General features: G+C 71.8%; 12 protein-coding genes. 4 read left to right on the top strand and 8 right to left on the bottom strand.

Features of this window, described 5'->3' with window-relative positions:
• Nucleotides 1–49: 49 nt before the first annotated feature.
• A complete protein-coding gene (locus QU602_RS08615) occupies nucleotides 50–2,131 on the bottom strand; it encodes a glycosyltransferase (protein WP_308799864.1) in 2,082 nt (693 codons plus the stop codon).
• Nucleotides 2,132–2,306: 175 nt separating this feature from the next.
• On the opposite strand from QU602_RS08615, the gene QU602_RS08610 reads away from it, so the two are divergent.
• Nucleotides 2,307–2,510, top strand: coding sequence for a dodecin family protein (locus tag QU602_RS08610; protein ID WP_308799863.1), 204 nt, complete (start codon nucleotides 2,307–2,309; stop codon nucleotides 2,508–2,510).
• 16 nt (nucleotides 2,511–2,526) lie between these two features.
• On the opposite strand, the gene QU602_RS08605 is transcribed toward QU602_RS08610, so the two are convergent.
• Nucleotides 2,527–3,171: a CE1759 family FMN reductase gene (locus QU602_RS08605; protein WP_308799862.1), complete on the bottom strand. Its 645-nt coding sequence runs from the start codon at nucleotides 3,169–3,171 to the stop codon at nucleotides 2,527–2,529.
• Nucleotides 3,168–4,391: an LLM class flavin-dependent oxidoreductase gene (locus QU602_RS08600; RefSeq protein WP_308799861.1), complete on the bottom strand. Its 1,224-nt coding sequence runs from the start codon at nucleotides 4,389–4,391 to the stop codon at nucleotides 3,168–3,170. The genes QU602_RS08605 and QU602_RS08600 overlap by 4 nt, the downstream gene beginning before the upstream one ends.
• A 131-nt stretch (nucleotides 4,392–4,522) precedes the next feature.
• On the opposite strand from QU602_RS08600, the gene QU602_RS08595 reads away from it, so the two are divergent.
• Nucleotides 4,523–5,305 (top strand): glycosyltransferase family 2 protein, encoded by a 783-nt coding sequence (locus tag QU602_RS08595; RefSeq protein WP_308799860.1) that lies wholly within the window; start codon nucleotides 4,523–4,525, stop codon nucleotides 5,303–5,305.
• A 22-nt stretch (nucleotides 5,306–5,327) separates the two neighbouring features.
• Here QU602_RS08595 and QU602_RS08590 read toward each other — a convergent pair whose 3' ends face one another.
• Entirely contained in the window at nucleotides 5,328–6,251 is a 924-nt protein-coding gene (locus QU602_RS08590; protein WP_373692922.1) for an alpha/beta fold hydrolase, read from the bottom strand.
• Between the two features lie 224 nt (nucleotides 6,252–6,475).
• On the opposite strand from QU602_RS08590, the gene QU602_RS08585 reads away from it, so the two are divergent.
• Nucleotides 6,476–6,901, top strand: a complete 426-nt coding sequence (locus QU602_RS08585) for a thioredoxin family protein (protein ID WP_308799857.1) — start codon at nucleotides 6,476–6,478, stop codon at nucleotides 6,899–6,901.
• A gap of 77 nt (nucleotides 6,902–6,978) precedes the next feature.
• On the opposite strand, the gene QU602_RS08580 is transcribed toward QU602_RS08585, so the two are convergent.
• From QU602_RS08580 to QU602_RS08570, 3 genes are all read right to left on the bottom strand, one after another.
• Nucleotides 6,979–8,598: a M28 family metallopeptidase gene (locus QU602_RS08580; protein WP_308799856.1), complete on the bottom strand. Its 1,620-nt coding sequence runs from the start codon at nucleotides 8,596–8,598 to the stop codon at nucleotides 6,979–6,981.
• A gap of 150 nt (nucleotides 8,599–8,748) precedes the next feature.
• Nucleotides 8,749–9,357, bottom strand: coding sequence for a hypothetical protein (locus QU602_RS08575; protein WP_308799855.1), 609 nt, complete (start codon nucleotides 9,355–9,357; stop codon nucleotides 8,749–8,751).
• Nucleotides 9,358–9,385: 28 nt separating this feature from the next.
• Nucleotides 9,386–10,300, bottom strand: coding sequence for an LLM class flavin-dependent oxidoreductase (locus QU602_RS08570; protein ID WP_308799853.1), 915 nt, complete (start codon nucleotides 10,298–10,300; stop codon nucleotides 9,386–9,388).
• 79 nt (nucleotides 10,301–10,379) lie between these two features.
• Here QU602_RS08570 and QU602_RS08565 point away from each other — a divergent pair, with 79 nt between their 5' ends.
• Complete coding sequence (locus QU602_RS08565; RefSeq protein ID WP_308799852.1) at nucleotides 10,380–11,399, top strand: LacI family DNA-binding transcriptional regulator; 1,020 nt, start codon at nucleotides 10,380–10,382, stop codon at nucleotides 11,397–11,399.
• Nucleotides 11,400–11,423: 24 nt separating this feature from the next.
• Here the strand turns inward: QU602_RS08565 and QU602_RS08560 are convergent, their stop codons facing one another.
• Nucleotides 11,424–12,551 (bottom strand): Gfo/Idh/MocA family protein, encoded by a 1,128-nt coding sequence (locus tag QU602_RS08560; RefSeq protein ID WP_308799851.1) that lies wholly within the window; start codon nucleotides 12,549–12,551, stop codon nucleotides 11,424–11,426.
• Nucleotides 12,552–12,576 lie beyond the last annotated feature (25 nt).

The following is a 12,576-nucleotide window of genomic DNA, read 5'->3' as shown; positions in this document are numbered from 1 at the left end:
TGCCCTCGCGAGGAGGACGGCTGCCGTACGGGCCACCTGGTCCAGAGTATCAGTCGCCCGCGATTCCGGCCCGCTGACGCGCGGATCCCCCACCGCCGCCCACCGCGACGAGGGTCTGATGCTTGGGAGCGCGGCCGTCACCGGCGGTGCGGCCACGCAGGCGACGGATGACCCAGGGGGCCGCGTGCAGCCGCATCCACGCGGCCGTGCCGAGCGGCGGACGGTCGGGCTCGTCCTCGGCGTGCAGCGCCGCGTCGAGCGCGGCGAGCTCGGCTGCGTCCGGCACGCCGAGCACGTCGGCGGCGGCGTAGGCGAGTGCACGGTGCCCGGCGGAGTTCAGGTGCACGCGGTCCTGCGACCACCGGTCGACGCCGACGAGCGCGTCGTCGGCGCCGACGTCGAGCAGCATGGCGCCGTGGCGCACCGCGTGCACGGCGAGTCGCTCGTTGAAGACCCGGAACCGCGCCCGCATCGCGCGGAGCGGCGGCCGGGCCGGCATGAACGCCGTGACGACGAGCACGTCGCAGCCGGCCGCACGCAGCCGGGCGATGGTCGCGCCGACCCGGTCGGCGAGCAGGAGGGGACGAGCCCCCGCCCGTACGAGATCGTTGCCGCCGATGAGCACGCTCACGAGGTCGGCCCCGAGCGCGAGTGCGAGCGGTGCCTGATCGTCGGCGAGGTCGGCGACCCGTCGGCTGCGCACCGCGAGGTTCGCATACCCGATCGGCGCACGACCAGCGGCGGCGACGAGCTCGGCGAGCCGGTCCGCCCAGCCGCGGTACTCCCCCTCAGGCATGCGCGACGTGTCGCCGATGCCCTCGGTGACCGAGTCCCCGAGCGCGACGAACCGGCGCCACGTCAGCCTGGCGGGTCGGCTCGCCGGGGTCGGCGCGGATACCTCGTGCCCGGCGGACGCCTCGCGCCCCGCGGACGCCCCGCGCCCGGCGGACGCCTCGGGCGGCACGTGCGGCGATGCCGGATCGGCTCGCCGCACCGAGGCATCCGTCGCCGGCCTCGCATGCGCCGCATCGGCCATCGCGTGCCGGTAGTGCTCGATGAGCTGGTCGCCGAGCGCGGACCACGAACGGCCGGCGACCGCCGCGCGCGCCGCATCGCCGAAGGCGCGGCGCTTCGCCTCGTCGCCGACGAGGTCCTGGACCCGCGCGCGCAGCGCGGCCAGGTCGCCGGGCGGGTACAGCCAGCCGTCCAGGCTGTTGCGGACGAGATCGAGCGGGCCGCCGCGGCCGGTCGCGACCACCGGCACGCCACTCGCGTGCGCCTCCTGGATCGTCTGCCCGAACGTCTCATGCTCACCGGGGTGCACGAACACGTCGAGGCTCGCGAGCACTCCCGCGAGCGCCGAGCCTTCGAGGAACCCGGTGAAGTGGGCGTCGGGGAGGAGCCGCTCGAGCCGGGCCCGGTCGGGCCCGTCGCCCACGATCACGAGCCGCGTCCCCGGCAGATCGGCGATCGCGCGGAGGTCTTCGACCTGCTTCTCGGGGGCGAGCCGGCCGACGTAGCCGACGATCGTGTGCCCGCCGGGCGCGACACGTCGGCGCCAGGCGTCGTCGCGCCATCGCGGATGGAACCCGGCCGTGTCGACGCCGCGTGCCCAGCGCGAGACCCTCGGCACGCCGAGCGCGGCGAGCTGCGCCTCGGCCGCGGACGACGGCGCGAGCGTGAGCGTGGCACGGCGATGCAACCGGGCGAGGTGCACCGACAGCCCGGGCTCGAGACCGGGCACGCCGTACTTCGCGGCGTAGCCGGGGACATCCGTCTGGTAGATCGCGACCGTCGGCACGCCGAGCCCGGAGGCGGCGATCAGCCCGCGCCAGCCCAGCACGAAGGGCGAGGCGAGATGCACGATGTCGGGCTCGAAGTCGGCGAGCGTGCCCGCGAGGCGCCGCGCGCCCGTCGTCGACACGCGCACCTGCGGGTAGCCCGGCAGCGGCAGTCCGGCCGCGGCGACGACCCGGGCGCCGTGGACGACCTCGGGGAGGCGGTCGGCCTGCGGGGCGATGACGAGGGCGTCGTGACCGCCGCGCTCGAGATGCCTGAGCGTCTGCACGACCGAGCGGGTCACGCCGTTCATGTGTGGGAGGAACGATTCTGCGATCAGAGCGACCTTCACGCGTCCAGCGTGCGGGCTGCCGTGACCCGGCGCGAGCGGCACGCGCACGCGGCACCGAGCGTTCATCGGTCCTTCGCGCGGTGTTCCCGCGCGCAAGGGGGTGGCGGCGGATCCGGGACGGCGGAGAATGTCGACAGGATCGCCTCGACGAGGAGGCGGTCGTGAGGAGGGGATCATGGGATCCGTCGCCAGAGTCACCACCATCACCTCGCGCTCGGACACGAGCTTCGAGGATGCGGTCAGGAACGGCATCGCTCGCGCGTCCGAGACGCTGCGTCACGTGAGCGGCGCCTGGGTCAAGGAACAGGAGGTCGAGATCTCGGAGGGTCAGATCACCGCATGGCAGGTCGTCCTCGAGGTCACGTTCGTCCTCGACTGAGGAGCATCGACCGCGGTCACTCCCCCGCGAGACCGCCGAGCAGGTGGCCCATCGGCCGGTCGAGCGCGAACGGGTCGATGATCAGGTCCGACCGGTCGGTGCGCGCGACGAGCTCGGCGAACTCGCTCGCGCCGCGCGCGATGCGGTCCGGCAGCGAGCGCACGCCGTCACCGCCGCCGCCCCAGTCGCCCGTGGCCGCGAAGACCCCGGTCGTGACCGGGTTCGCGTGCAGATACGTGAACAGCGGCCGGATCGCGTAGTCGATCGCGAGCGAGTGGCGGGGCGTCCCGCCGGTCGCGCCGATGAGCACGGGCAGGCCGGTGAGGGCCTGCGGGTCGATCACGTCGACGAACGACTTGAACAGCCCGGCGTAGCTCGTGGTGAAGATCGGCGTGACGGCGATGAGGCCGTCGGCCGATCCGACCGCGTCGAGCGCATCCTGCAGCTTCGGTGGCGCGAAGCCCATGAGCAGATGGTTCGTGATGTCGTGCGCGAGGTCGCGGAGCTCGAACGTGCGCGCCTCGACCTCGATGCCGCGTTCGCGGAGCATCGCGGCGGAGTCCGCTGTCAGCCGGTCCGCGAGCTGCCGTGACGAGCTGGGGGTGCTGAGGCCCGCCGAGACGACGACGAGCTTCTTGGTCGTCGGCTCGTTCGCGGTCATCGTGCACCCGCCTGGCGGGTCGCGGCGGCGCCGAACGCGGCGCCGGGCTTCGCGGCCGCGACCTGCGCCGTGTCCTGGTACGGCGCGCCGAGCGCGAGGTTGTCGCCACGGTTGGCGTTCGGCGTGGCCTGGCGCGGGGCGGCGTCGCCGTAGGTCGCCTTCACGAGCGACGCGTGCGTGGGCGCGTCGGGCACGTCGGCCGGACGGTCTTTCGCGAACTCGCGGCGGAGCACCGGCACGACCTCGGCGCCGAGCAGGTCGAGCTGCTCGAGGACGGTCTTCAGCGGCAGGCCGGCGTGGTCGAGCAGCCACAGCTGACGCTGGTAGTCGCCGACGTAGTCGCGGAAGCCGAGGGTGCGGTCGATGACCTCCTGCGGGCTGCCCACGGTGAGCGGGGTCTGCGCCGAGAACTCCTCGAGACTCGGGCCGTGTCCGTACACGGGCGCATTGTCGAAGTAGGGCCGGAACTCGGTGATCGCATCCTGCGAGTTCTTGCGCATGAACACCTGACCGCCGAGGCCGACGATCGCCTGCGCGGCGGTGCCGTGCCCGTGGTGCTCGTACCGCTGGCGGTAGAGGGCGATCATGCGCTGCGTGTGCGAGGCAGGCCAGAAGATGTGGTTCGCGAAGAAGCCGTCACCGTAGTACGCGGCCTGCTCGGCGACCTCGGGGGTGCGGATCGAGCCGTGCCAGACGAACGGCGGAACGCCGTCGAGCGGGCGCGGCGTCGACGTGAAGCCCTGCAGCGGCGTGCGGAACTTCCCATCCCAGTCGACGACGTCTTCGCGCCAGAGGCGGTGCAGCAGCTCGTAGCTCTCGATCGAGATGGGCAGGCCCTGCCGGATGTCCTTGCCGAACCACGGGTACACGGGTCCGGTGTTGCCGCGGCCGAGCATGAGGTCGGCACGGCCACCTGAGACGTGCTGCAGCATCGCGTAGTCCTCGGCGATCTTCACCGGGTCGTTGGTCGTGATGAGCGTCGTCGCGGTCGACAGCTGCAGGGTCGAGGTCTGGCCCGCGATGTAGGCCAGGGTCGTGGTGGGCGAGCTCGACCAGAACGGCGGGTTGTGGTGCTCACCGAGGGCGAAGACGTCGAGTCCGACCTCTTCGGCGTGCTTGGCGATCGTCAGCGTCGCTTGGATGCGCTCGGCCTCGCTCGGGGTGTGCCCCGTCGTCGGGTCCTGCGTGATGTCGCTGACGGTGAAGATTCCGAACTGCATGTCGCCCTCCTGGGCTGTGTTCACTGATCGTTGCCTTTATATGCATTTGCATACAGCGGGTCCAACGGATGCCCCGCCTGCACTATTCCCTCCCGGCCCAGTGTGCCGCACCGGACTAGAATCCTTCATCGATGAGCACGATCTCGGTCATCATCCCGTGCCTGAACGACGCACGACTGCTTTCCGCGTGTCTCGCAGCGGTCGCGGCCCAGACCCGCGCGGCCGACGAGGTGATCGTCGTCGACAACGGCTCGACCGACGACTCGGTCGCCGTCGCGCTCGCCGCAGGCGCCCGGGTGATGCACGAGCCGCACCGCGGCATCTGGCCGGCCACCGCCGCCGGATTCGACGCGGCGAGCGGCGAGCTGCTCGCGCGGCTGGATGCCGATTCGCTGCCGCCCGCCGACTGGCTCGCGCGCATCGATCGCATCCTGCACGACAGCGACCGGCCGACGGCGGTGACCGGCCCTGGCCGGTTCTACGGCGGCAACGCCGTGACCCGATGGATCGCCCGGTACGTCTACATCAATGCGTACACCCACGTGATCGGGCTGCTCCTCGGCCACGCGCCGCTCTTCGGATCGAACTACGCCATCCGGCGAAGCGCCTGGCTCGAGGTCCGCGAGTTCGTGCACCGCGACCGCGCCGACGTGCACGACGACCTCGACCTGAGCTGGGCTCTGCGCCCCGGCATGTCGGTCGTGTACGAGCACACGCTCGTCGTGGGGGTCTCAGCGCGACCGTTCGACACCTGGCGCGGCCTCGGTCGCCGCGTCGCGATGGGCTTCCACACGCTCGCCGTCGGGTGGCGCGCCTGGCCGCTGCTCGAGCGCCTGGCCGACCGGCGACGTGGGCGGGCGGCAGAGCCCGTGCCCGACGCCGATCCCGACAGCGAGTCACCGCTCGCCGCGTGAACCCTCGACTCGCCGGCGCTCGTCAGTCGACCTGCGGGGGCGCCGCCGAGCCCGCGTACAGCTCGAGCAGATCGCGGACGAGCTGGTGCGGCGCGGTCTCGCACGGGCTGTGCCCGGTCTCGTAGACGGTGAGCCGCGCGCCGAGCTCTCGCGCGGAGCGCTCGTGGAGCTCGATCGGCCAGAGATCGTGCGCGCCGACCGCAACCAGCTTCGGCACGGTCGAAGCCGCGACGGCGTCGCGCACATCGGGCGTCCGCATCATCTCCGCGATGATGTCGTCGACGCTGTCGCGTCGCGTGAGCCGGAAGCGTTCGCGCACGAACGCGAGGCGGCCGGGCGGCACCCGATTGAGATTGTTTCGGATGCCCCACAGCATGAGCGCGGCGCCCTGGTGCGCGTTCGTGTAGGCGGACAGCGGGCCGATGCGTTTGATGCCGCGGAAGGCCTGACCGGGTTCGGGCGGGCTGCTGAGCAGTGTGAGACTTGCGAAGAGCGCCGGGCGGCTGACCAGCGCGAGTTGGGCGAGCGTCCCGGCGAAGCTGTAGCCGAGCACGTGCGCGGGTGCCCGGCCCGAGTCCAGCACGGCCACGAGGTCGTCGAGGAAGAGGCCGGTGTCGTACCGCGCCCGAGGCGGCCGGAGTCGCCACGGCCCCGCGCGGTACGACTCGTACTGCCCCGCGAGGTCGAACGCCTCCACGCGGTAGCCCGCGGCCGCGAGCAGCGGCAGCATGAGCACGAAGTCCTCCTTCGAGCCCGTCGCTCCCGGGATGAGGACGACCCGGGCGCCGTGCTCGGGCCCGAACGAGATGCGGGCGAGCGGGCCGCTCGGCGCGTCGAAGAGGTCCTGCTCAGTGCCCTCGGGCAGCGTACGCCAGTCGAAGTCCGGGATCGCGTGGTCGAGCGCAGCTGCCTCGGCCTGCCAGCCCGACGGCGGCGGCGCGAGCACGCCCGCGGGCGTGGCGCGGATCGAGGCATCCGTGGCCCGTCGGCGGAATGGGTCTCGGCTCGCACGCTCTGACACGATTCTCACCCTAGCGAGAACGGCCGTCCCCGACAGCGAACCCCGCGCCGACGGTACACGCCGCGCACGTCACGACGCCGCGCACGTCACGAGCCCGCAGTCAGCGAACGTGCGGCGACCGTTCAGACACCGTCCGTAGAGTGGTCTGCATGGCGACCGTCGATCTGACCCTCGAGTCCTTCGAATCCACGATCCTCGAGGGCGGGACCGTCTTCGTCGACTTCTGGGCGAGCTGGTGCGGGCCCTGCCTGCAGTTCGCGCCGCACTACCAGGCCGCCGCGGAGGCGAATCCCGATCTGGTGTTCGCGAAGGTCGACACCGAGGCGCAGCAGCAGCTCGCCGCGGCCATGAACATCACCTCCATCCCGACGATCATGGCGTTCAAGGACGGCATCGGCGTGTTCGCCCAGGCCGGAGCGCTGCCGCGTCCGGTCCTCGACGATCTCGTCGCACAGGTGCGCGCGCTCGACATGGACGACGTGCGTGCGCAGCTGGCCAAGCAGGAGACCGAGCAGGCCATCGACTCCTCGGCGCGCACCGAAGACCTCGACTCCCCCGCCCGCGCGGAGCGCTGAGCCGCCCGACCCGTGCATGACGAGGGGGCCCGCCTGGCGGCGGGCCCCCTCGTGCGCGTGCGAGCCGCGGCTTCGGATCAGGCCGCCTCGCGGTTCCCGTGGTCGTGGGCGAGTCCGCCGCCGCCCTCGGGGAACGTGCCCTGCGGGCCCGCGGGATCGGGCAGCAGGTCGGCGATCGTCCACCTGGCGCCGCGCACGCCGTTGACCGATTCGGTCGACTGCCCGTAGGTGAGCACCGCGGTCGCGATCGCGCCGACGTTCAGGTAGAGCGCCTTCTCATTGATGTTCGCCCGGGTGTCGCAGGCGAGGTGGTAGCAGGGATCGAACTGCTCCCCGGCCGTGCCGCCCCAGATCGCGGCCTGCTCCTCGGTCTTGACCTCTTCGGCCCCGGTGAAGAGTCCGCCGGCCGGGATGCCGGCGAGGATGAAGGCCTCGTAGTCGCTGCGGCCGTCGAACGCGGTGTCGTCGTACGGCTGGCGGAGGGCGGTGTAGTAGCTCTCGAAGAGGTCCTCGATCGCGACCGAGCCCTCGGGGATCGGGATCTCACCGGCCGGGAAGGTCGACTGGTCGCTGTCGTAGACCATCGAGATGTAGTTCGGCGAGGCGACCATGTCGAAGTTCAGGTACAGCGCGATGCGGTCGCGTGCGGCCTGGTCGAGTTCGGTCACGTAGGCCTCGGAGCCCAGCAGGCCGTCCTCCTCGGCACCCCACCAGGCGAAGCGGACCGTGTTCTGCGGCTTCCACTTGCCGAGGTTCTCGGCGATCTCGAGGAGCGCAGCCGAGCCGCTGCCGTTGTCGTTGATCCCCGGGCCCGCCTGCACCGAGTCGAGGTGCGCACCCGCCATCACGACATTGTCGTCGTTGCGGCCAGGCAGCTCGGCGATGACGTTCCGCTGCGGCCGGGACTCGGGCTCCGGCACGGAGATGAACGCCGTCGAGCCTTCCGCCGCGAGCGCGGCCCCCGCGGCGAAGCTCGCACCGACGACCGGGACGGTCGCCTGCAACGGATCGAGCGTGCCGACGATGAGCCCTTCGCGGGTCGGGTCGTTGCCCTGGTTGAAGATGATCACGGCTTCGGCCCCGGCCGTCGTGGCGTTGGTCACCTTGACGCTGAAGTCGCATACCCCGCGCTGGATGAGCGCGATATCGGCCGGGCCGCTGAAGTCGAGCCCGGTGAAGTCCTCGGGTTCGCAGCCGCTCGTCGCATCGGCGGGCACATCGAGGTTGATGTCGACCGGCACGATGGTGCCCGTGACGTCGGCCGAGGCGGATCCGGTGAAGGCGCCGGTCTCGTGCTCGGTCTCGGTCGGCGTGAGCTGGCGCAGCGTCGACGGCCCGAAGTAGTCGTAGGGGAACTCGTCGAACGAGACCTCCCAGCCGGCGCGCTCGAGCCGCTCGGCCACGTAGTCGACGCTCGCGTCGTACCCGGGCAGGCCCGCGGCACGGGTGCCGTCGTGCTGGTCGGCGATGGCCTGGAACGCGTCGAGGTGTTCGAGCACGCCGCCCTTCTTCACGCACTCCAGCAGCTTCGAGACCGAGTTGTTGTTGCGCTCGTCACACCCTTTGCCCGGATGTCCGCCGCGATCGGGCGGGCCGGCATTCGCGGCGCTCATGGGCGCCAGCACGAGCGCGGTCGCGGCGACAGCGGTGACCGCGACGCTGAGGATTCGTCTGGATGACCTTGTGGATCGAGACATCGGTGCTCCATTCGTTCGGCGCGTCCTCGTCGACACGCCCGCGGGCGACGATAACCGTGACCCTCGTTCGAGGGACACCCCAAGGCGGCAGATATGGGACGAATGGCCCTGTTCAGGGCGCAGATGGCCGACGGATGCCTCGCCGGGAGCTCAGCTCGGGATCGCCGACTCGAACCGGGTGAGACCGCTGAGATCGAGTTCGACGCCGAACGGACGCGCAGCTCCGGTGATGGACGCCGGCACGCGGACATACTCGCCCCGGGAGCGCAGATCGTCGAGCACGGACGCCCATCTGGCTTCGGCGTCGGCGCGCAGGAATCCGGCGTGTCGCGGCCGGTCGCCGGCCGTCAGTTGCACCCCGACCCGGTAGCGGGGTGAGAGCCAGCGGCTTGCGCGCGGCACGAGCACCGCGGTGTGCTCGGCCCCGCCGTGCGCGCGTGCGAGCTCGATCGCGGACTGGTGCCTGCGGGCGTCGTCGACCGGGGCGACGGTCCGCACGGTGCGCTCGGCACCCGCCGCGTCGAGCACGGTCAGCCCCTCGAGCGTGGCCAAATCACCCCAACGATCGGGGTTCGCCGGCCGCCGCTCGCGCAGGACGCGCACGCCGAGCCAGCCGACGGCGGCGACGAGGAGCACCACGAACGGCCAGAACACCCAACCTGGCGCGTCGGGCCGCACGAATCCGGTGAGGAGCAGCAGGGCGAGCACGACGAGGTACGGGAACGGCTCCCAGGACAGGAGCGGCTTGAAACGCGGCACGCCCACCAGGCTACGCCGAGCGCCGGCATCACCCGGACACGGGAGGCGCCGTACCGTCGCGGAGCCCGGCGAAGCGCGACGCGACCTCCTCGAGCACGGCCTCGCGACCGGCGTAGATCCCGTCAGGTCGCGGCCAGTGCGCGACGACGTCGGTGAAGCCGAGCGCGTCCGCCCGGCCGACGGCCTCTTCGAACGTGTCGACGCTCGAGAGCGAGTACTGCCCCGCGGAGTCGAGCGACAGGGTGCGCGCGAGCGAACCCGGCTCACGCCCGGCGGCGGCGCACGTCTCGTCGAGGCGATGGCTGAGCTCGCCGACGCCGCGCCACCAGGCCTCGGGGTCGGACGGGTCGCCGCCCGTGGTGATCCAACCGTCGGCGATTCGCACGGTGAGCTCGAGGCCGCGCGGGCCGTTCGCCGCGAGGTGCAGCGGCATGCGCGGCAGCTGCGCCGGCTCGCCGACCATCCGCGCGCCGTCGGCGGTGTACCAGGTGCCCTCGAACGAGATGCCGTCGTCGCCCGGGCGTTCGAAGCGCAGCAGCGTGTCGAGCGCCTGCGCGAACTCGGCGAACCGCTCGTGCCGCTCGCGCGGCGTCAGCTCGGCCTGCCCCAGCACGAACGCGTCGAAGCCGGTGCCGCCGGAGCCGACGCCGAGCCGCACCCGGCCACCGGCGATCTGGTCGACGGTCGCGATGTCCTTCGCGAAGGGCACCGGATGCCGATAGTTCGGCGACGCCACGAACGTGCCCAGCCCGATGCGGGTGGTGACGGTGGCCGCGGCGGTCAGCGTGGGCACGGTCGCGTGCCATCGCTCCCCGGCGAGCCCGCGCCACGCGAGATGGTCGTACGTCCAGGCGTGGTCGAAGCCGAGCGCATCGGCGTCCCGCCAGTACCGGGCGGCCTCTGGCCAGTCGTGTTGCGGGAGGATGACGATGCCGAAGCGCATGGCGCGAGCCTATGCGAACGCGACCTTCCCTGTATGCTGAATGGGTTCATTGAACGTCTCTCTGATGCAGGAGGTGTCCGTGGCGAACATTCGCGACGTCGCGCGCCATGCCGGCGTGTCCGCGGGCACCGTCAGCAATGTGCTCAACCGGCCGAGCTACGTCAACGCGGAGACGCGCCAGCGTGTGCTCGACGCGATCGAGGCCCTCGACTTCTCCCCGCACAAGGCGTCGCGTCAGTTCCGCCCCGGCCGCGAGCGCACGCTCGGGCTCGCCCTCGCCGACATGGGCAATCCGTTCTTCGTCGACGTCGCGCTCGGCGCCGAGTCCGCCGCCAAGGAGCTGGGCGTCGGCGTCGTCATCGTGCACAACGGAGAGGACGTCGCCCGCGAGGAACAGAACCTCGACCTGCTGGTGCAGCAGCGCGTGCACGGCATCATGATCACGCCGGTCGACGAGCGCAATCCACGCCTCGAGCAGCTGGTCGAACGCGGGGTGCCCGTCGTCTACGTCGACCGCATCTCGGGCGACCGTCCCTGCTGCTGGCTGGCGACCGACGACCTGGCCGGTGGCCGCATGGCCGGTGAGCATCTGCTCGGCCGGGGGCATCGGCGCATCGCCTTCGTCGGCGACACCGACATCTCGCGCCAGGTCGAGCACCGCTGCGAGGGATTGCGGGAAGCGGTCGCCGCGGCCGGGCTCCCGCCCGAGACCGTCGAGCTGCTGCCGGCCTCGTCCTGGAAGGTCAAGGACGGCCGAGAGGTCGGGCTCGCCCTGATCGCGCGCGCGCCGGAGGACCGCCCGACCGCGCTGTTCTGCGCGAACGACATGCTCGCGCTCGGGGTGCTCCAAGAGCTCGTGCTGCACGGCGTCCGCGTGCCGGACGACATCGCGATCGTCGGGTTCGACGACCTCGATTGGGCGGGCATCTCCACGGTTCCGCTGACCTCGGTGCGGCAGCCGCGCGACCTGCTCGGACGCACCGCCGTGCGCATGATCCTCGACGAGATCGAGCAGGGTGCGTCGCACGTGCACGAGCACGTGATCTTCCCGCCGGAGCTCGTCATCCGCGACTCGAGCGACGTCGACCGCTCCGAGTAGGCCGGACCACGCCGATCGCGCGGGTCAGACCAGCTGCCACGCGCCGTTCTGCGCGGCCGAACGCTCGATGGCCTCGATCGTCCGCTCGACCGCGAGCGCCTCACGGAAGTCCGGCGAGGCGGCGCGCGCCGACGCGATCGCGGACAGCAGCTCGTGCGCCTCGAAGATCTTCAGCTCGTGCAGCCCCACGTTGATGCCCGCCATGGGCCACAGATCGCCGAATCGGCCGTGGCCCGGGCCGAGCTCGATCGTCCGGAAGCCGTGGCCGTCGAGCCCGTCCGAGGCGAGCGACACCTCGAGCACATGGCTGTCCTGCTGGCTGAAGCGGATGGCTCCCCTGGTGCCGGTCAGCACGAACGACACCTCGAATGCACGCCCGGTCTGGACCCGGCTCGCCTGCATCGTGCCGATCACGCCGTTCGAGAACTCGAGCAGCGCCAGCGTGTGGTCGTCGTTGTCGACCCGGTGCCGGACGCCATCCGCGTCGACGCGCTCCGGCACCACGGTCCGTGAGAGGCCCGCGACGCGGGAGACCCCGCCGACGAGATGCCTGGCCAGCGAGATCAGATGCGACCCGAGGTCGCCGACCGCACCGCCGCCGGCACGCGAACGATCGGTGCGCCAGGTGAAGGGCACGTCGGGGTCGATCATCGTGTCTGCGCTGAAGAACCCGGTGAACGAGAAGAGATCGCCGAGCTCGCCGCGGCGGACGAGTTCGCGCGCGAGCGCGAGCCCGGGGTTCTGCAGGTACGTGAAGCCGACGAGCGTGACCACCCCGGCCGCCTCGGCCGCCTCGGTCATGCGTTGCGCGTCGTCCGCGGTGACCGCGAGCGGCTTCTCGCACCAGATGTGCTTGCCCGCCCGTGCGGCCGCCACCGCGACGTCGCGATGGTGCAGATTCGGCGTCACGATGTCGACGAGGTCGACCTCGGGGTCGGCCACGGCGTCCTGCCATGAGGTCGTCCAGCGCTCGACGCCGTACTGCTCGGCCGCCGCGCGTGCTCTCGCCTCGTCGGGGTGCACGATCACGACGAGCCGGGGTTCGGGCAGTCCGGCACCGAAGACCGGCCGCACGTTCCGCAGCGCCATCGAGTGCTCTTTCGCCATGAGCCCGTCACCGATGATGGCGACGCCGAGCGAGGAGCGGGTCATCCGGAGCTCCTTTCACAGGGGCCGA

This window comes from Agromyces protaetiae (genome assembly GCF_030866785.1).
In the GTDB taxonomy this organism is placed as follows: Bacteria; Actinomycetota; Actinomycetes; order Actinomycetales; family Microbacteriaceae; genus Agromyces; species Agromyces silvae.
This window is presented reverse-complemented; position numbering and strand designations above follow the sequence as displayed.

What these genes read in the sequence shown, in the direction of transcription:
- QU602_RS08610 (WP_308799863.1), top strand. Translation starts at nt 2,307, where the DNA reads ATGGGATCCGTCGCCAGAGTCACCACCATCACCTCGCGCTCGGACACG.
- QU602_RS08605 (WP_308799862.1), bottom strand. Translation starts at nt 3,171, where the DNA reads ATGACCGCGAACGAGCCGACGACCAAGAAGCTCGTCGTCGTCTCGGCG.
- QU602_RS08600 (WP_308799861.1), bottom strand. Translation starts at nt 4,391, where the DNA reads ATGCAGTTCGGAATCTTCACCGTCAGCGACATCACGCAGGACCCGACG.
- QU602_RS08595 (WP_308799860.1), top strand. Translation starts at nt 4,523, where the DNA reads ATGAGCACGATCTCGGTCATCATCCCGTGCCTGAACGACGCACGACTG.
- QU602_RS08585 (WP_308799857.1), top strand. Translation starts at nt 6,476, where the DNA reads ATGGCGACCGTCGATCTGACCCTCGAGTCCTTCGAATCCACGATCCTC.
- QU602_RS08580 (WP_308799856.1), bottom strand. Translation starts at nt 8,598, where the DNA reads ATGTCTCGATCCACAAGGTCATCCAGACGAATCCTCAGCGTCGCGGTC.
- QU602_RS08570 (WP_308799853.1), bottom strand. Translation starts at nt 10,300, where the DNA reads ATGCGCTTCGGCATCGTCATCCTCCCGCAACACGACTGGCCAGAGGCC.
- QU602_RS08560 (WP_308799851.1), bottom strand. Translation starts at nt 12,551, where the DNA reads ATGACCCGCTCCTCGCTCGGCGTCGCCATCATCGGTGACGGGCTCATG.